At 72.5% G+C, this 18,034-nt stretch carries 17 protein-coding genes; 10 read left to right on the plus strand and 7 right to left on the minus strand.

Annotated features, from left to right (window positions below; genetic code table 11):
* The first annotated feature begins 4 nt into the window (after window positions 1–4).
* Window positions 5–844, plus strand: coding sequence for a patatin-like phospholipase family protein (locus Vau01_RS22035; RefSeq protein ID WP_203995880.1), 840 nt, complete (start codon window positions 5–7; stop codon window positions 842–844).
* Here Vau01_RS22035 and Vau01_RS22040 read toward each other — a convergent pair.
* Window positions 841–1,662, minus strand: coding sequence for a GNAT family N-acetyltransferase (locus tag Vau01_RS22040; protein ID WP_203995882.1), 822 nt, complete (start codon window positions 1,660–1,662; stop codon window positions 841–843). The genes Vau01_RS22035 and Vau01_RS22040 overlap by 4 nt on opposite strands.
* An 89-nt stretch (window positions 1,663–1,751) precedes the next feature.
* On the opposite strand from Vau01_RS22040, the gene Vau01_RS22045 reads away from it, so the two are divergent.
* From Vau01_RS22045 to Vau01_RS22080, 8 genes are all read left to right on the plus strand, one after another.
* Window positions 1,752–2,249 (plus strand): sigma factor-like helix-turn-helix DNA-binding protein, encoded by a 498-nt coding sequence (locus Vau01_RS22045; RefSeq protein ID WP_203995884.1) that lies wholly within the window; start codon window positions 1,752–1,754, stop codon window positions 2,247–2,249.
* Entirely contained in the window at window positions 2,242–3,093 is an 852-nt protein-coding gene (locus tag Vau01_RS22050) for a hypothetical protein (RefSeq protein ID WP_203995886.1), read from the plus strand. Before Vau01_RS22045 ends, Vau01_RS22050 begins: the two co-directional genes overlap by 8 nt.
* Window positions 3,087–4,394 (plus strand): hypothetical protein, encoded by a 1,308-nt coding sequence (locus tag Vau01_RS22055; RefSeq protein ID WP_203995887.1) that lies wholly within the window; start codon window positions 3,087–3,089, stop codon window positions 4,392–4,394. The genes Vau01_RS22050 and Vau01_RS22055 overlap by 7 nt, the downstream gene beginning before the upstream one ends.
* 39 nt (window positions 4,395–4,433) lie before the next feature.
* On the plus strand, window positions 4,434–5,054 hold the full coding sequence (locus tag Vau01_RS22060; RefSeq protein ID WP_203995889.1) for a YdeI/OmpD-associated family protein: 621 nt from the start codon (window positions 4,434–4,436) through the stop codon (window positions 5,052–5,054).
* Between the two features lie 200 nt (window positions 5,055–5,254).
* Complete coding sequence (locus tag Vau01_RS22065; RefSeq protein ID WP_203995891.1) at window positions 5,255–6,832, plus strand: methyl-accepting chemotaxis protein; 1,578 nt, start codon at window positions 5,255–5,257, stop codon at window positions 6,830–6,832.
* 90 nt (window positions 6,833–6,922) lie between these two features.
* A complete protein-coding gene (locus tag Vau01_RS22070; protein WP_203995893.1) occupies window positions 6,923–8,101 on the plus strand; it encodes an acyl-CoA dehydrogenase family protein in 1,179 nt (392 codons plus the stop codon).
* Window positions 8,092–9,036 (plus strand): phosphotransferase family protein, encoded by a 945-nt coding sequence (locus Vau01_RS22075; protein WP_203995894.1) that lies wholly within the window; start codon window positions 8,092–8,094, stop codon window positions 9,034–9,036. The genes Vau01_RS22070 and Vau01_RS22075 overlap by 10 nt, the downstream gene beginning before the upstream one ends.
* Window positions 9,033–9,395: a DUF6285 domain-containing protein gene (locus Vau01_RS22080; protein ID WP_203995896.1), complete on the plus strand. Its 363-nt coding sequence runs from the start codon at window positions 9,033–9,035 to the stop codon at window positions 9,393–9,395. The genes Vau01_RS22075 and Vau01_RS22080 overlap by 4 nt, the downstream gene beginning before the upstream one ends.
* A 28-nt stretch (window positions 9,396–9,423) precedes the next feature.
* Here Vau01_RS22080 and Vau01_RS22085 read toward each other — a convergent pair whose 3' ends face one another.
* The 4 genes from Vau01_RS22085 to Vau01_RS22100 are packed head-to-tail and all read right to left on the minus strand — an operon-like array spanning window position 9,424 to window position 15,309.
* Window positions 9,424–11,163 carry an Hsp70 family protein gene (locus tag Vau01_RS22085; RefSeq protein WP_203995897.1) on the minus strand — a complete coding sequence of 580 codons (1,740 nt, stop codon included), beginning with the start codon at window positions 11,161–11,163 and terminating at the stop codon, window positions 9,424–9,426.
* A 47-nt stretch (window positions 11,164–11,210) separates the two neighbouring features.
* Entirely contained in the window at window positions 11,211–13,049 is a 1,839-nt protein-coding gene (locus Vau01_RS22090; RefSeq protein WP_203995899.1) for an Hsp70 family protein, read from the minus strand.
* Entirely contained in the window at window positions 13,042–14,595 is a 1,554-nt protein-coding gene (locus Vau01_RS22095; protein WP_239151766.1) for an FAD-binding oxidoreductase, read from the minus strand. Before Vau01_RS22095 ends, Vau01_RS22090 begins: the two co-directional genes overlap by 8 nt.
* Window positions 14,596–14,631: 36 nt before the next feature.
* Window positions 14,632–15,309, minus strand: coding sequence for a siderophore-interacting protein (locus tag Vau01_RS22100; RefSeq protein WP_203995901.1), 678 nt, complete (start codon window positions 15,307–15,309; stop codon window positions 14,632–14,634).
* A gap of 28 nt (window positions 15,310–15,337) precedes the next feature.
* Here Vau01_RS22100 and Vau01_RS22105 point away from each other — a divergent pair, with 28 nt between their 5' ends.
* On the plus strand, window positions 15,338–15,544 hold the full coding sequence (locus tag Vau01_RS22105) for a MerR family transcriptional regulator (RefSeq protein ID WP_203995902.1): 207 nt from the start codon (window positions 15,338–15,340) through the stop codon (window positions 15,542–15,544).
* A gap of 9 nt (window positions 15,545–15,553) precedes the next feature.
* Here Vau01_RS22105 and Vau01_RS22110 read toward each other — a convergent pair whose 3' ends face one another.
* The gene (locus tag Vau01_RS22110; RefSeq protein WP_203995903.1) at window positions 15,554–16,564 is read right to left on the minus strand and encodes an acetamidase/formamidase family protein; all 1,011 of its coding nucleotides are present in this window, start codon (window positions 16,562–16,564) and stop codon (window positions 15,554–15,556) included.
* Entirely contained in the window at window positions 16,561–17,952 is a 1,392-nt protein-coding gene (locus Vau01_RS22115) for an APC family permease (RefSeq protein WP_203995904.1), read from the minus strand. Before Vau01_RS22115 ends, Vau01_RS22110 begins: the two co-directional genes overlap by 4 nt.
* Window positions 17,953–18,034 lie beyond the last annotated feature (82 nt).

The raw sequence follows: 18,034 nt of genomic DNA on the forward strand, positions 1-18,034 counted from the left end.
GGACGTGACCACCGAGTCGCGGGCCCTCGTCCTCGGCGGTGGCGGCGTCACCGGCGTGGGATGGGAGATCGGCCTCCTCTGCGGGCTGGCAGCGGCCGGCGTGGTTGTGGCGGACGCCGACGTCGTGGTCGGCACCTCCGCCGGGTCGGTCGTCGGCGCCCAGGTGTGCGGCGGTGTTCCGCTCGACGAGCTGTACGAGCGTCAGCTGGCGTCTCCGACCGGCGAGGTGGCCGCGCGGATCGGCCTCGGCGTGTTGGTGGGGTTCGCCGCCAGCGGCATCGGCCGGGACGCCCGGGCCGCGCGGGCCCGCCTTGGTCGTCGGGCGTTGCGCGCGAGCACCGTGCCCGAGAGCCAACGCCGCGCGGTCATCGAGAGCCGGTTGCCCCGGCACGAGTGGCCGCTGCGTCCGCGACTGCTGGTGACCGCGGTGGACGCCGACACCGGCGACGCGGTCGTCTGGGACCGTGACAGCGGCGTGGACCTCGTCGACGCCGTCGCCGCGAGCTGTGCGGTACCGCTGGTGTGGCCGCCGATGACGGTCAACGGCCGCCGCTACGTCGACGGTGGGGTCCGCTCGCCGACCAACGCCGACTACGCCGCCGGGTGTTCGCGGGTGGTGGTCCTCGCGCCGACCACGGCGGCCGTCCGGCGCTCCGGTCGCGTCACCCGGCAGCTCGCCTCGCTCGGGCCGGAAGCGCGGACGGTGGTCTGCACACCCGACGCGCAGGCGCGGGCGGCGATCGGCCGCAACGTGCTCGATCCGGCCCGGCGGGCGGCGGCGGCCCGCGCCGGTCACCGTCAGGCCGCCGACGTCGCCGGGGCCGTCGAAGCCGTCTGGTCCTAGCCGAGGTCGACGCTCGGCACGTACCGGTCCGGGCTGAACAGCCCGTCCTCGCTGGACATGAGGGTGTCGGTGTCGTCGATGCGGTATCCGGCCCGCAGCAGGGCCGGCAGCAGCGGATGGGTGCCGAACAGGCTGATCAGCAACCGCCGGCCCGGGTACCGCCGGCCGGCCGCGACGACCGCGCGGGCCGACGCGACCGGGTCGGCACCGCCCGCCGGGCCGATCTGGACCAGGTCGTCGACCCGGCGGGCCAGGGCGTACCCGTCACCGGTCCGGTATCCGTCCACCGTGGACAGTCCGGTGTACCACCGCAGCGTGTCGCCGCGGCTACCGCCGCTGACCGTCCCGTCGAGGTCCACCAGCGCCGCGTCGTCGGCCGGTTCCGCCGGCGGCACCGGACCGAAGTCGTCCACGGTGGACAGTGCGTCGGCCGGGCCGGCCAGATAGAGCAGCGGCTCGCGCGGGATCATCCCGTACCGGACGTAGAGCGCGACCGCCCGTGGATCGGCCGAGGCGTACGTGACCCGCCGGTCGGCGCCGTCGAGCAGACCGTCCAGCAGCGCCCGACCCAGACCCGCCGACTGCCGGTCCGCCGCGACGAACAGGTCGCCGAGGTGGGTCAACCCGCCGCGGCGCAGGACCCCGCCGAAGCCGGCGATCCGGCCGTCTACCTCGCCGAGCAGCAACCGGCCGAACGCGCGCTCGCAGTCCAGGAAGTCCGGCCCGGCTGGCCACTGCGCGAGGACATCGTGCGCCACGGCGATCCGCCGGACCGCGGCGAGATCGGCCGAGCCGACCGCACGGATGAAAATCGTCATGTCCGCCCACTCTTTTGACGTGCACCGGCCGGCAACCTGCGTCCCGCGCCGTGCGTGTTCCTTGCATCGACTACACGGAGGTAGGCGCGTTGGCGGATGTCGCCGGGTTCGACGAGTTCTACCACGGGAGCCGGCACCGGCTGCTCGGGTACGTCTTCCTGCTCACGGGTGACCTCGCCGAGGCGCAGGACGTGGTCCAGGAGGCGTACATGCGGGCCTGGCAGCGCTGGTCGACCGTGCACGGGTACGACGATCCGGAGGCGTGGATGCGGGCTGTCGCCAGCCGGATCGCGGTCTCGCGGTGGCGGCGGATCCGGGGCCGGGCGCGGGCGTACCTGCGGCACGGGGCGGCCGGTCCCGTGCTTGCGCCCAGCCTCAACACGGTCGCGGTGGTCGAGGCGCTGCGCCGGCTCCCGGTCGAGCAGCGGGAGGCCATCACGATGCACCACCTGCTCGACATGCCGGTCGTCGACGTCGCGCGGGAGGTCGGCGCGCCGGTGGGCACCGTCAAGGCGCGGCTGCACCGCGGCCGGGTCGCGTTGGCCGAACTGCTGGCCATCGACTCGGGGGAGCCGGCCGATGCGTGAGCTGAACGATCTCATGGACGACGTGCGGGGCGACGTGTCCGGGGTGCGGTTGCCGTCCGGCGCCGAGTTGCGCGGCCGGGTCCGTCGACGGCAGTGGCGCGTGATCGCCGCCGCTGCCGTGGCGGTGGTGACCGCGGCGACGGCCGGCTCGGTGGTCCTGGCTCGGCCCGACGGGGAGGCCCCGCCGCCGCCCCCTGCGGCCTCAACGAGTGCGGCGCCGCGGCCGGTGGAGATTCCGCGGTCGGCCCTGCTGCGGCCGGAGGACGTCGGTGCGGGGCCGGACAGCCAGGTCGACGGGGAGGGCTCGGCCCGGGTGATCCGGTTCGAGATCCTGCTCGACGCCTGCTTCAAGGAACGCGCCGCCGGGATGCGCACCGTCGACTCCCGCTATTTCACCGGCCTGACCTTCCTGTTGGGTACGGCGGAGAACCGGCCGTCCCGGCCGTTCGTGCTCGCACAGGAGGCGTACCGGCTCCCCGCACCGGAAGCCGCGGCGTTCTTCGCGGACCTGCGCGCGGCGATCGCGTCCTGTGACGGGTTCACCCAGACCGCTGAGATCGAGCAGCCCGGCGGCAAGGTCCAGGTGCGCGCCCAGCACAACTGGTCGGTGGTGGCGAGCGGCTTCGCCGGCGACGAGTCGATCCTGGTACGGCACGACAACGTCACGCGCAACGCGCAGACCGGCAAGGTGATCGGGGAGTCAAGCGCGCTCTCGGCGTACCTGCGGATCGGTGACCTCGTCACGGTGCTGAGCCCGGGCGTCACCATCTCCGCCGACGACCTGCGGCGGTTCGCCACCACCGCCGCCCAGCGGCTGTGCGCGACCGCGGATCCGCCGTGCTGACCCGCCGCTGCGTCGTCGTCGGTGTCGTCGGCGTCGTTCTGGCCGCCGGTCTCGGTCTGGCGGGGGCGTGCGGCGGCGGGCAGGACGCGTCGGGGATACCCGACTCGGTGATGCTGACCGGCGACGACTTCGGTGGCGAGGTCACGGCGGGCGGTCCGGACGAGGCGGTCCATCCTTTGCCGCCGCGGCCCTGTGTCCCGGCGGGCACCGGCTCGGGTGGTCCGTCGGACGGCACGTCGCAGGACGCACGCCCGGACGGTCGCCGGATCACCGCATCCGACGGGAGACATCGGGCGTACGAGTACGTCGAGCACCGTCCGGGTGGGGCCGCGACCGCCTACGGGGAGCTGATGAAGGTCGTCACGGCCTGTTCGCAGACCGGCCCGACCGGGGAGCGGTATCACGTGGTCGCCCGGTACGCCGCGGGCGCACTGGTCGAACGCGAGTACGACGGCGACAGCGGCCACTCCGCCGCCTACTTCGTCGGGCACGCCAGGGACTACCTGGTCGTGGTCCTGGAGGTCGGCGTGCGGACCCCCGACGGCGACCTGACCTACGTCAACGGGCTCGGGCTGACGGCGCTGCGGCGGGCGGGCGGCACGGCCGGCACCATGCTTCCCACCGACGCAACCGCCGCCGGGACCACCTGGAAGGACTCCGAAGCCGAGGTGACCGGCGTCCGCCGGGGCCCGGACCCGCGCACCGCACTGATCGACGTGCTCGTGCCGGGCGGAGGCGGACCCGACTGTGCCCGCGACCCCCGGGTCGGCTGGTACAGCGAGGCCAACGACATCGTCTACGCCAACACGATCGTCAGTTCGGCCGCCTCCGACATCCCCGGCGCCTGCCCCACCCGGACTCCGGCCGTGGTGACGCTGACCGCGCCCGCGCCCCTGGGCACCCGGAACCTGGTCCTCAATCAGCAGGAATGGACGCCGGCCGGCGACGTGTACCGCCGGTGCCACGCCGCCAACCCGTGCGGCCCGCCGGTTCCACCCTGCGACGGGACCCTGATCAACGACACCCGCAACAGCCTCGACGTACCACGCAACAGCGCCTACACGGTCGAGCACTGCACCGATCGGTGGCTGGTGCTCGTCGTCGATGTCAACAGCACCGCCTGCGGCGCGGGTGCACGGCCGGACTGCAGCGCACAGCCGCTACGCGACCGGTACTTCCTTCGCTTCGACACCGCGTGGCGGGTCATCGCACAGACCCGCACCGGAGGATGCGCCGCCGTCCTCGCCGCCGACTCCGCATTCCCCCGCAATCTGTGCGACACCCTCCCCGCCCTGCAGTGAGCACGCGGATGCCGGCGGTGAACCGGCTAGCCTGCCGTCATGTCGAAGGCCGAACTGGATGAGTTGACCGTGACGGACGCCGAGGCGTTGCGGGCGTGGTTGTCGAGCAACCACGCCACGTCGACGGGCGTCTGGCTCGCCCTGGCCAGGAAGGGCGGCACGGTCACCACGCTGACCTGGCAGCAGGCCGTCGACGAGGCGCTGTGCTTCGGCTGGATCGACGGGCAGGCGCGCCGGGGCGATCAGGAGTTCTCGTGGATCCGGTTCACGCCACGGACGTCCCGCAGTTCGTGGTCGCAGCGCAACGTCGCCAACGTGGCCCGGCTGGAAGCGGAGGGTCGGATGCTTCCCGCTGGCCGCGCCGCGGTGGAGGCCGCGAAGGCGGACGGGCGCTGGGCGGCCGCCTACGCGCCACCGTCGGAAGCCCAGGTGCCGGCCGACCTCGTCGCCGCGATCGCCGCCGAACCCGCCGCCCAGGCCATGTTCGACGTGCTCACCAGCGCCAACCGCTTCGCCCTCATCCACCGCGTCAACTCCGTCAAGCGGGCCGAGACGCGCCAGCGGAAGATCGTCGAGTTCGTGGCGATGCTGGCCCGGCACGAGACGATCTACCCGCAGAAGGCCATGCCCACGAGCCCGCCACGATCGCCGGCCACATAGTCTCAACATCCCCGAGACGCGTGAGGCTGGTGCGGCGCGCGTCCCCGGCCGGCCGCGTCGGCGCCGGCCCGCACGGCGGTCTGATCGGAAAAACGTTCGTTCTGCCAAGGACGGCGCGGAAAACAGGTGTAATGCACAGAACGGTACGCCCGGCTGCAGTTCGACAACGCCAAGGCGGCCTCTGGAGTGGGGGAAGCACCATGGGGCTGTTGCGTCGGGTGAGTGGCCGGTTGGTGGCCGCGTTCGCGGTTCCGCTCGTCGTGTTGTGCGTCGTGGGCGCGTTGGCCTACCGCAACACCGGCACGCTGGAGGAGACCACCGGATCGGTCAGCCATACCTATCAGGTCCTGAGCGCACTCGACGTGATCACCAGCACGCTCAAGGACGCCGAGACCGGCCAGCGCGGGTACCTCATCACCGGCGAGGACAGGTACCTGGAGCCGTACACCGCGGCGCTCGCGGCGATCGAGGGCCGGATCCAGGCGGTCGCGGACCTGACCGCCGACAACCCGGCACAGCAGGAGCGCATCGCCACGCTGCGCCCGCTGGTCACGGCGAAGTTCACGGAGTTGAAGCAGACCATCGATCTGCGCCGAACCCAGGGATTCCAGGCGGCCCAGGCGGTGGTCCTGACCGACCAGGGCAAGGCCGTCATGGACCAGATCCGGGCGGTGCTGACCGAACTGGCGGACGCCGAGTCGGGCCTGCTCGCGGTGCGGGCCAAGACCACCGATGACACCGCGGACTCGTCACGAGCGGCGATCCTGTTCGGCGTGGGGCTGGCGCTGCTGTTGGTGATCGTCCTGGCCTCAGCTCTCGCCCGGAGCATTCTGCGGCCGCTGTCGGCCCTGACGACGAGGCTGCGTGAGATCGCCGACGGCGAGGGGGACCTAACCGGCCGGGTCGACGAAAGCCGGCGTGACGAGTTCGGGGCTCTCGGCGTCGCGTTCAACCGCTTCGTGGCCAAGGTGGCCGCGACGGTCCGGCAGATCGGCGACCAGGCCACCACTCTGGCGAGCGCGTCGGAGGAACTCTCCGCCGCCACCAAGCAGGTGTCCGGCTCGGCGTCGCAGACATCGGAGCAGGCCAGCCGGGTCGCCAGCGCGACGGAGACGATGAGCACCGCGCTGAGCACCGTCGCCGCCGGCGCCGAGGAGATGGGCGCGTCGATTCGGGAGATCGCCTCCAACGCCTCCGAGGCGAGCCGGGTCGTCGCCGAGGCGGTCCAGGTGGCCGACTCCGCCTCCTCGGCCGTCAACGAGCTCGGTGAGTCGTCGACGGAGATCAGCAACGTCATCAAGCTCATCACCGCCATCGCCGAACAGACCAATCTCCTTGCCCTCAACGCCACCATCGAGGCGGCGCGGGCCGGCGAGTCGGGCAAGGGCTTCGCCGTGGTCGCCAGCGAGGTGAAGGATCTGGCTCAGGAGACCGCACGCGCCACCGAGGACATCAGCCGGCGGGTGCAGAGCATCCAGAGCAACGCCAACTCCACCACCCGGGCGATCAGCCGCATGAGCGAGATCGTGATGCAGGTCAACGACTATCAGACGACGATCGCTTCCGCCGTCGAGGAGCAGACCGCGACCACCTCGGAGATGGCCCGCAACGTCACCGATGCCTCCACCAGTACCAGGGACATCTCGAGCAGTCTGACCGGCGTCGCCTCCTCCGCCGCGGACACCACCAGCGCGATCGCCCACAGCGAGCAGTCCGTCAACGAACTGGCCGGGATGAGCGCGGCCCTGCACGGCCTCGTCAACCAGTTCAAGTACTGATCCTGGTCGTTGACCGGTGGGATCCGGCCTCCGTACGGTAGTCAGGGGGCTCGGCCGTACCGGAGGTAGCGACCCATGACCGTATCCGCGATGAGTTCCGAGCTGGTGGACCTGCGTGGGCGGATGCGCCGGTTCATCGACGACGAGGTTGTCGCGGCCGAGCCGGTGTTCTTCGAGCAGCAGGAGCGCACGGGCTTCGCCGGCGCCGCGGTGCTCGAGCCCCTGCGGGCGGCCGCGAAGGCGAAGGGCCTGTGGGCGCTCGGTCACCCGAAGGAGATCGGCGGCGGCGGACTGTCCTTCATGGACTTCGTGTATCTCAACGAGATCATCGGGCGCTCCGAGCTCGGGCAGCTCGCGGTGGGGTCCGTGTCGATGCAGGACTCGATCATGTTGCACCGGTACGGCTCGGAGGAGCACCGGCAGCGCTGGCTGCGGCCGTTGGTGGCCGGGGAGATCTTTCCCTCGGTCGGGCTGACCGAACCCGAGGTGGCCGGTTCGGATCCCACCCTGATGCGGGCGACCGCGCACTTTGACGGCGACGACATCGTCGTCAACGCGCACAAGTGGTTCACCACCGGTGCGAACAGCGCCGCGTTCACGACCGTGTTCGCCGAGACCGACCCGGACGCGACGGCGCACCGCCGGTTCTCGGCGATCATCGTGCCGACCGACAGCCCCGGCTACGAGATCGTCCGGGTGATCCCGACCATGGGTCACACCGGCGGCGGCCACTGCGAGATCCGGCTCACCGACGTGCGGGTCCCCTCGACCAACCTGCTCGGTGGCCGCGGAGAAGGCTTCGTCATCGCCCAGCACCGGCTCGGACCCGGCCGGATCTTCCACTGCATGCGCTGGCTCGGGCAGGCGCAGCGCGCGTTCGAGCTCATGTGCGCACGGGCCACCACGCGCTACGCCCACGGCTCGCTGCTGTCGGAGAAGGGCGAGATCCAACGGTACGTGGCCGAGTCCGCCGCGGAGATCCAGAGCCACCGCCTCATGACCCTGGATGCCGCCCGGCGCATGGACACCGGAGACGACGCCCGGATCGAGATCGCGCTGATCAAGTTCCACGGCGCGACGATGCTGCACAACGTCATCGACCGGGCCATCCAGGTCCACGGCGCGCTCGGGGTTTCCGGCGACACACCGCTGGAGCGGATGTACCGCGAGGCCCGGTACGCGCGGCTCTACGACGGTCCGGACGAGGTTCACCGGGCGTCGGTCGCCCGCCGGCTCCTCAAGGATCCGGGCTCCGCCCCGTGGGCGTGACGGCGGTCGACGAACTGCTACCCGTTCTCGCGGACGCGTTGGGCGTCGACCGTGTCGAACCGTTGGCCGTACGACCGTTGTCGGCCGGGGCGTCCCGGCTCACCTCGGTGCTGGACGTCGACGCCGACGGCACCGTGCACCGGCTGGTGCTCCAGCGCGAGCGGACCACCGACCGCGCCCGGATCGACGTCGCGACCGAGGTCCGGCTGCTGCGGGCCGCGCATGCGGCCGGGGTGCCCGTACCGATGGTGGTCGCCGCCGGCCCGTCCTACCTCGTCACGTCCCATGTGGACGGTGAGACGATCCCGCGCCGCATCCTGCGCGACCCCGCGCTCGCGACGGCCCGGTCCCGGTTCGCGGCCGACTGCGGCCGGATCCTCGCCGGCATCGCGTCGATGGCGGTCGAGACGGTCGCCCCGATCCCGACCACGGATCCGGTGGACGCGCTGGAACAGATGCTCGACCGGGTGGGCACGCCGCGTCCCGGCCTGGAGTTCGCCCTGCACTGGCTACGGATGAACAGACCTCCGCACGGGCGCACGGGCGTCGTGCACGGCGACTTCCGCAACGGCAACCTCATCGTGGGTCCGGACGGCGTGCGGGCGGTCCTGGACTGGGAACTCGCCCACCTCGGCGACCCGCGCGAGGACCTGGGCTGGCTGTGCGCCCGGGTCTGGCGCTTCGGCGCGCCCGCGGCCGTCGGCGGCATGGGCACGCTGGCGGACCTGCTCGACGCCTACGCCCAGCACGGCGGCGACCGCGTGGACCCGGCCGGCCTGTTCTGGTGGCAGGTGCTGGCCACCCTCCGCTGGGGCGCGATCTGCCTCGAACAGGCGCGCGTGCATCTGTCCGCGGAGTTCCGGTCGGTCGAGCTCGCGGTGATCGGTCGCCGCGCGGCGGAGATGGAGTACGAGCTGATGCGGATGCTGGCGTGACCGAGCTGCACTCCCACCCGAACGCGACCGAACTGCTCGACGCGACGATCGAGTTCCTCACCGACGCCGTCACACCGGTGGTTCCCGCCGAGCACGCCTTCCATTTCCGGGTCGCGCTGAACGCGCTGGCGATGGTCCGCCGCGAGCTGGAGTCCACTGTGGACGATGACGCGGCGCACCGCGGCCGATTGGCCGCGATCGGCTACGCCGACGACGCCGCGCTCGCCGCGGCGCTGCGCGCGGGCGAGGTGCCCGCCGACCGGCTGCCCCGGGTACGCGCGAGCCTGCTCGCCGACGCCGAGGCGCGGCTGCGGGTCGTCAACCCACGCTTCGTGACCGACTACGAATCGACCGCATGACGAGCACACCCGCCGAGGTCGCCGCCTGTCAGGGGATCGGGGAGCACGGGACGCGGCTTTCGTCCGCCGGTCGGGCCGCGGGGAGGGTGATCGAGATCCGCACCCGGTTGTTGTTCTCGTCGGTCTCGGTGATGTTCGCGACCGGGTCGAGGGTGATCTCGACGAACAGGGTCTGCCCGAGCCAGGCCGGCTGGACGTCGAGCGTCGGCTGGATCAGCGCGCTCGGGCCCGCCATCCGCAACGGGAACCGGTCGGCGAACTCGCGCGCGGGAACGGAGCCCACCACCGGTACCGACTCGATCGTGAACGTGTCCGGCACCGGTGCGCCGGCGGCCGAGCGCCAGTCGATCGTGACCGCGATGCGGACCAGCCATCGTTCGTCGAGCCGATGTTGGACGGTGCATCCACGTTCGTTGAACCGCACCGCCAGGTCGCCACCCCCCGACGGGCGTGTCGCCACCGGATCGACGGAGGCGAGATCCCCCGTGGGGTTCCCGCGGGAGGTGACGTACCACAGGCCCAGCACCAGGACGACAACGACGGCGGTCAGGACGAGGAGCCGCTGCCGCGTGATCACCGGTGGGCGCGAAACCGGCCGGACAACGTCCGGCCGCGGCAAGGTACCCGACGGCGGCGGTTCCGGCCAGTCCGGCTCCGGTTCCGGCCGGTGCGCCGGCGACGGCCGGACGTTGTCGGCGAGGCTGCCGTGGGCGACGGCCAGTTCGGGCTGGTCGACCACGACGGGAGCCCGGCCCAGCGCGGCATGCAGCAGCGACGCGACCAGCGGCAGCCGGCTCGACCCGCCCGCGAGCACCACCGCGGCCAGGTCGGCGGGGGCGAGCCCGGCATCCGCTACGACGGCCACGGCGAGGCGCACCGCGGGCATCAACACGGGACGGGCGAGCGCGTCGAACTGCTCGCGGCCCAGGGGTACCTCGACGTCGAGCAGCGGCACGTAGACGAACGTCGACGCGGTGCGGGAGAGGTGTTCCTTGGCGCCGCGGACGGCGTCCCAGAGTTCGCGGTGGGCGCGCAGATCGGTCGCGGTCCGGGGGCTGCGCAGGCGTCCCCACGCGGGGTCGTCGGGCCGGAGGGTCGCCGCGAGCGACGCCACCACGGCCGCGTCGACGTCGAGACCGCCGACGCCGTCCATTCCCCGCGTCGCGACCACGTCGATACCGTCGGCGGTGCGCCGCACGACGGTGGCGTCACCGGTGCCGGCGCCGAGATCGACGATGAGGACCGGCCGCCCGACCGGAAGCGGGGACCGGTGCGCCCGGGCGTAGTGCGCGGCCGCCGCGACCGGTTCGGCGACGAAGATGGGAGCGCCACCGGCGCCGTCGAGGCGCAGGCCGGCGGTCCCGGCGGCGGCGGCCAGCACCGCCCGTCGCGGCGCCCCCCACGCCGCCGGGCACGTCATCACCACCCGGTCGGGCGGACCTCCGGCGACGAACGTCGCCTCGTCGCGCACGCGCCGCAGCACCACGGCGATCAGTTCGGCCACCGGGATCTCGTCGGCGTCACCGAGCAGCACCGCGCCCTCGTCGACGCGCCGTTTCGGGTTGGGTTCCAGCCCGGCGGGCCGAGCCAGGGCCCGGTGGAGCGCGTCGCGGCCGGCCAGCCGCATCCCGTCGGCGACGAACACCGCCGACGGCAACTGCGGCACGCCGTCGAACATCAGCACGTGTGCCGCCCCGTGCCGGTCGCGCAGCACGGCGGCGGTGTTCGACGTGCCGAAGTCGATGCCCAGGACAACCCCGTGGTCCACGGCCGAGATGCTAGCGGCGTCGGTCCACCGGCGCCGTCCGTGCGGTGTCAGGCGGTGGCGCAGGGAACGGCCGTGGCGACGCCGCGCGGCGCATCGGCCGGCAGTTGCGCCGACAGCCGCAGCACGTTGTTGCTCTCGTCGGTCTCGGCCACCCGCCCGTCGACGTCGACGGTGACGACGATCGGAAGCGGCTTGCCGAGCCGGTCGGTCTCGGCGAGGACCCGGAAGTATCCTTCGTCGGACCGGTGGTTCCGTTGGTCCACCCAGATCTGCGTCGGCGGGGTGACGCGCATCGACACGTCGAAACGGTAGCCGTTCGCGTACGCGCGGCGCGGGTCGGCAATGCCGTCGTACGCGGCGACCATCCCGAACGGGATCGGCACCGCCGTGCCGGTCGGCGACCGCCATTCCACCCGCACCGGCACGTCCACCAACATCGGCGGGAACGGGTTCGGGCTGTCGGGGTCGTCGTTGTAGCGGAACAGTTCACACCCGTGCCCCGGTCGCACGTCGAGGGTCGCCACCAGATCACCGGCGCCCGGGCCGGCGGCCGACGTCGTGGTCGGCCGCAGGTACCCCCGGCCGTCGCCGGTCCCGGCGTACACGAGGGGAACCGCGAGCAGCGCGCACAGGACGAGCAGGATCGCGGCCACCCCGATCCGCGTCGTCCGCCGGCGCCACACCGGCGGCGGGACGGACGCGGCGGGCGCCGACTCCGGCCGGGGAACGGACGCGGCGGGCGCCGACCGGTCGGGCCCGACGGCCGCCGGCGCGGCATCGGGCCGGGACTCCGGTGGCCCCGGGTGGATCGTGTCGGACACGCTGCCGTAGGCCACCGCCAACTCCGGCTGTTCCACCGGAACCGGCGTCACGCCCAGCACGCGGTGCAGCGTCGAGGCCACGAGCGGAATCCGGCTCGAGCCACCGACCAGCGCCACCATCCCCAACTCCGCCGGCGTCACCCGGGCGCCGTGGAGGACCTCCCACACGAGTCGCACGGTGCGGTCGACCACCGGGGCGGCGAGCGCGTCGAACTGCTCGCGCCCGAGCGGTACCTCTTCCTCGATCAGCGGCACGTACACCACCGTCGACCCGGTGCGCGACAACTGCTCCTTGCCGCTGCGGACGGCGTTCCACAGGGCGAGTCGCGCCCGCACGTCGGCCGTCGTCCGCGGGCGGAGCAGACGATCCCAGGCCGGATCGCCGGGCCGCAGCGCGGTGGCGAGCGACGCGACGATCGCCGCGTCGACGTCGAGCCCGCCGGCATCGTCGAGGCCGCGGCTCGCCACCACCCCGATGCCGTCGGCGGTGCGCCGCACGAGGGACACGTCACAGGTGCCGGCGCCGAAATCGAAGATCAGTACGGGACGACCGATCGGCAGCCCGTCACCGCGGATGCTTCCCGCGTACGCCGCCGCCGCGACCGGTTCGTCCACAATGGACGGAGCCGGCAACCCGGCGAGCCGGGCGGCGGCCTCCACTGTGGACCGTCGGCGCCGGGCCCACGTGACCGGGCAGGTGACGACCACCGTGTCGATCGGGCCGCCGGCGACCCGCACCGCCTCGTCGCGCACCCGCCGCAGCACCACGGCGATCAGGTCGACGACGGCCACCTCGTCGTGACCGCCGCCGTCGGAGGAGCCGAACAGCACGGTGCCGTCGTCGATGCGGCGTTTCGGGTTGGGCTCGAGCCCGGCCGGCTGCGACGAGCCCCGGTGCACGGCGTCGCGCCCGGCCAGCCGGGTCTCGCCCGAGACGAACACCGCCGACGGCAGCTGCGGTGCCCCGTCGAACATGAGCACGCGCGCGGCCCCGGCAGGGTCGCGCAGCACCGCAACGGTGTTCGACGTTCCGAAGTCGATACCGAGCACGAACCCGCTATTCATCGCGGCCGATAGTACGACGATCGTCGATCAGGACGCCGGGGTTGAGGACTCCGGCCGGGTCCAGGGCCGCCTTCGCCGCGCACAGCGCGGCGTGGAACGGTGCGGGGCGTTCGGTGTCGTACCAGCGGCGGTGGTCGCGGCCGACGGCGTGGTGATGGGTGACGGTGCCGCCGTGGGCCGCGATGGCGTCGTTGACCGCCGTCTTGACCTCGTCCCAGCGGCTCACCTCGGCGCCGCGGGGAGCCGGCGCGAGGATGGTGAAGTACGGCGCGGGACCGTCGGGGTACACGTGCGTCAGGCGGTAGCTGACCGACGTGGAGTCGCGCGGACCGGCGGCGTCGACCACCGCCTGGTGCAGGTCGTCGAACCGGTCCCAGGTGCACGCCGTCTCGACGGTCTCCACCATGACGCCGAGCCGCACCAGCGCGTCGCGGACGTAGGGCGCGCGCAGGAAGGAATCCCGCCAGGTGCCGCCGGTGTCACCGGTCGTCGCTTCCGGGGTGCCGCGGTGCGCGCGGCTGATGTCGACCGCGTGGCCGAGGAGCGGGTCGACCGGAATGTCGGCGCTTTCGAACCCGAGCAGCAGGCGCGCGCCGCCGTCGGTCACGCCGGCCTGTATCGCCGCCTCGAGCGGGTCGAGCAGCCGGCAGTTGGCCGGTTGCAGCCCGGACTGGACGATCGCGCGGGCGGCGGCGCGGCCGTCGGCGTCGTTTTCGAAGCGGATCGCGGCCGCGGCGGTGAAGCGCGGGCGACGCCGGACCCGCAGCCAGGCCGCGGTGATCACGCCGAGGATGCCTTCGGATCCGAGGAACAGCCGGTCCGGCGCGGGCCCGGCACCGCTCGCCGGCACGCGTGGCGTCTCGTTGATCCCGATCGGGGTGACGACCCGTAGCGCCTGGACCAGGTCGTCGATGTGGGTCGGGCCGGTGGCGAAGTGGCCGCCGGCGCGGGTGGCGACCCAGCCACCGACGGTGGAGAACTCGAAGCTCTGCGGGAAGTGGCGCAGGGTCAGGCCGTGCGGTCTGAGGTCCGCTTCCACCGCGGGGCCGAAGGTTCCGGCACCGATCCGTGCCGTGTGGTTGACCGTGTCGACGTCGCTGACGCCGGCGAGGCGGCTCAGGTCCAGGGACAGCCACGGGCCGGCACCGCGGTACTCGACGCCGCCGACGACGGACGAGCCGCCGCCGTACGGTACGACGGCGACTCCGGTGTCGCCGGCCCAGTCGAGCAGCGCGGCGACGGCGGCGTCGGTGTCGGGCCGGGCGACCAGGTCGGGTGGGTGGTCGACGCGGCCGGCCAACGCCCGGACGACGTCGCGGTACGCCTTGCCGTAGGCATGCGCCGCCCGGTCGTGGTCGGTGTCGGTGACGAGGGAGGACAGCGCCGCCGGGGGACGGATCCGGGCCGGCGGCAGCGGCGGAACGTCGGGCACCGGTGTCACGGCACCGTCGAGCGGCAGGAGCAGGCCCACCCGCTCGCCCAGGGCCCGGATCTCCTCGTCGCCGAGCGCCCGGTCGACCCGGCCCCAGCCCCACCACGACCGCACCGGCACACCATAGCGGCGTCTCCGCCGGCCCGCTGATCAGTCGAGGCCGCGTTTGCCCGGTGCCCAGAACGGTTTGACGATCACCGCGGTGCGGGGCCAGCCGCGTTCGGCGGTCAGGTGACGGCGGACCGCCTGGCAGTCGCGTGCCTCACCCGCGACGTAGGCGACACCGGGTTCGGCGGGCAGGCACAGGTCGCGGAGTGCGGCGACGATGTGGTCGGGCCCGCTCCGGCGGATCCATCGCACCGCGCCGGGGCGGGGGAGCGGCGGACGGTCGTGCGGGTCGTCGGTGTCGATGATCCCGTGGGCGCGGGTGTCCGGGGGCAGGGCCCGCAGCATCGCGTCGAACGCCGCGCAGGCCGTCTCGTCGCCCACGAACAGGTGGTACGGGGCGGGCTCGCGGAGCACGAGACGACCCTGCGGACGGGTGAACGTCACGGTGTTCCCGGCGCGGACCCGCCGCGACCAGCGGACGCCCGGACCGTTTCCGGGATGGTCGAGCACGCACAGGTCCAGGTGCTCGCCGTCGACGTAGTCCCGCACCGAATACGTGCGCAGGGAAAGTGCGTCGACCCGCACCCGGATGTGCTGACCCGGCAGCCAGTCGAGACCGCGCAGCGACTCCCCGGCGATCCGGATGCGACGCATCCGCGGCGTGACGGTCTCGACGTCGGTGACCGTCGCGCGGAGCAGGAACCGGTCCAGCAGATTCATGCCGCCCACTGTGTGGGTTAATGTGCACATGAAGTCAAGCGGGACGGTGACCATCGGGGAGCTGGCACACCGGTTCGGGCTCGCCACCCACGTGCTGCGGCACTGGGAAACCATGGGCCTGCTGACGCCCGACCGCGACGGTGCCGGCCAACGCCGCTACGGCCGGGCCGACCTGACCCGCGTCGCGCTGATCCTGATCGCCGCCCGCATCCCACCCCCGCCACCCCGGCCGTAGGCACCCGGTCTATCGGCGACGGTATGCCGTGGCCGCGGCGCGCAACCGGTCGTGCACTCCCTCGTATGCCGTCGCCCCGCCCAGGTACCGCTTGTCGACCCGGGCAACCATCGTGTAGTTCGGGTCGCAGACGTTTCCGACCGGGGCCTCGCCGGCCTGGCTCACCAACTGGTACGCGTCGAGCGTGTCGAGGCCGACCAGGTCGGCGGTCCAGGTGACGAGGTCGTGCTGACTGATGCGGTACGCGTCCTCGAGGGGACGCGCGGATCCGGTGGACATCAGCGCGGTGTCGGACTCGATCCGCGGCCACGGGGTCGCCGCGCCCTTGACGACGTCGACGATGACCGTGGTGTTCATCGCCGCCTCGACACCGGTGCCGCAGACCTCGCCGTGGCCCTGCCGGCAGTGCCCGTCGCCCAGGGCGAACAGGGCGCCCGGCACGTTGACCCCGAAGTACGCGGTGACGCCGGCCCGCAATTCCGGGGTGTCCATGTTGCCGCCGTGCGCGTCGGGTGTGATGGTCATCCGGGCCTCGAACGCCGCCGGTGCCACGCCGGCCGTGCCGTGCATGGGATCCAGGGGAAGGTCCACCGTGTAGTCCCCGCGCCGGGCCCGGTACCGCACCACACCGGCCGCACTGTCCACGTCGTACAGCCACACCACCTCCTCGAGCGCCGGCTGCAGGGTCGCCGTGGTGTGGGTGCCGGTCAGCGCGCCGAAGTGCGGGAACGTCGTCGACACGGCCCAGTCGCGGGCCGGCTCGATCGACACGAAGTGCACGGCGAGCGTGTCGCCGGGTTCGGCACCGTCCACATGGAACGGTCCGGTGACCGGGTTGAGGTACGGAAACTCGCACACGACCGAGGCCAGGTCGTCGACGCCGCGGACGCGGCCGCCGAAGCAGTCCTCTGTGTACAGTTCGAGCACCGTGCCCGGCTTCACCCGGCGTACCGGCTCCCGCCCGCCGAACGTGTACGCCAGCTCGTCGGGTTCCGGGTGGTAGCGCAGGATCTCGGTCACCGGGTCTCCTCCACCGATTCGGTCAGCGCGGCCAGGTGCGGCCGGCGTCCGGTGGCGTACAGGACGGCCAGGATGACCACCCCGACGCCGAGCCACACGAAGCCGAGGCGCTGGGCGGCGACATCCGCGTTGATCACCACGAAGGCCAGGATCGCGAAGCCGATCGCGGGGTACGCGACGTGGCGCAGCCAGTCGCGGCTGCCGCCCCGGACCACGTAGTGCACGACGACCGAGACGTGCAGGGCCAGGAACGCGGTCATCGCGCCGAAGTTGACCAGCGAGGAGAGCAGCGTGATGCCGTCGTCGCGGGCGGCCATCCACAGGCCGAGGCCGAGCGACACGACCGCGACCAGGAAAGTGGCGTTCGCGGGCACCTTGTGCCGCGGGTCGATCCGGGCCAGGAAGCTCGGCAGTTGCCGGTCCCGCGCCATGGCGTACAGCAGCCGCGAGGTGGCGGCCTGGGCGACCAGCGAGTTGGCGAAGCCCCACGCGATCGCGGTGGCCAGGGCGGTCAGCTTGGACAGCCAGGCCCCACCGGCGACGTCGGCGGCGTCGTAGAACGCCGTGCCCTCCGGGTCGCCGTTGTCGATCAGCCCCTGCGGATCGGGCACCAGCAGGGCGGCCACCCACGTCTGCACGATGAACAGCACGCCGGCCAGCAGCAGCGCGACGACCATCGCCCGGCCGATGCGGCGGGCGTCGACCCGGCTCTCCTCGGCCAGCATCGAGATGCCGTCGAAGCCGAGGAACGACAGCACGGCGATCGACACCGCACCGAAGATCAGCGACCACGAGAACGTGTCGCTGTTGTACAGCGCGTCCAGCCCTCCGCCGGTCCCCTTGCCCTGTGCCAGCGCGACCAGCCCGATCACCAGGAAGATCGCCAGCACGATCAGTTCGGCGACGATCATCACCTGGGTGACCCGGACCGTCATCTTGATCCCGAAGTAGTTGACCACCGTGTTCAGCACGACGAACAGGGTCAGGTACAGCCAGACCGGCAGCGCCGACCACAGCGAGTGCATCGCGACGGCCGCGACGAGGTACAGCAGCCCGGGGACGAGCACGTAGTCGAGCAAAATCACCCAGCCGGCGAGGAAGCCCACCGGCGGCGCGATGCCCCGCCCGGCGTAGCTGTACACCGAGCCGGCCATCGGAAAGGCGCGCACCATCTGCGCGTACGACAGGGCGGTGAACATCATCGCCACCATGCCGATGGCGTACGCGAGGGCGACCATCCCGCCGGAGCCCTGGAAGACGCTGCCGAAGATGCCGAAGGGTGCGATCGGCACCATGAAGATCAGGCCGTAGATCAGCAGGTCACTGAAGCTGAGCGACCGGCTGAGCTCCTGCCGGTACCCGAACTGATCCAACTGTGGGTCGTCCATGGCGCGACTCCTCCCGGGAGATCACCGTTGACCGCACCATAACCAATAAGCTTGAAAAGGAAAAGATTTCGTTTGCAAGTAT

Origin of the sequence: Virgisporangium aurantiacum, assembly GCF_016863635.1 — a bacterium.
Taxonomy (GTDB): domain Bacteria; phylum Actinomycetota; class Actinomycetes; order Mycobacteriales; family Micromonosporaceae; genus Virgisporangium; species Virgisporangium aurantiacum.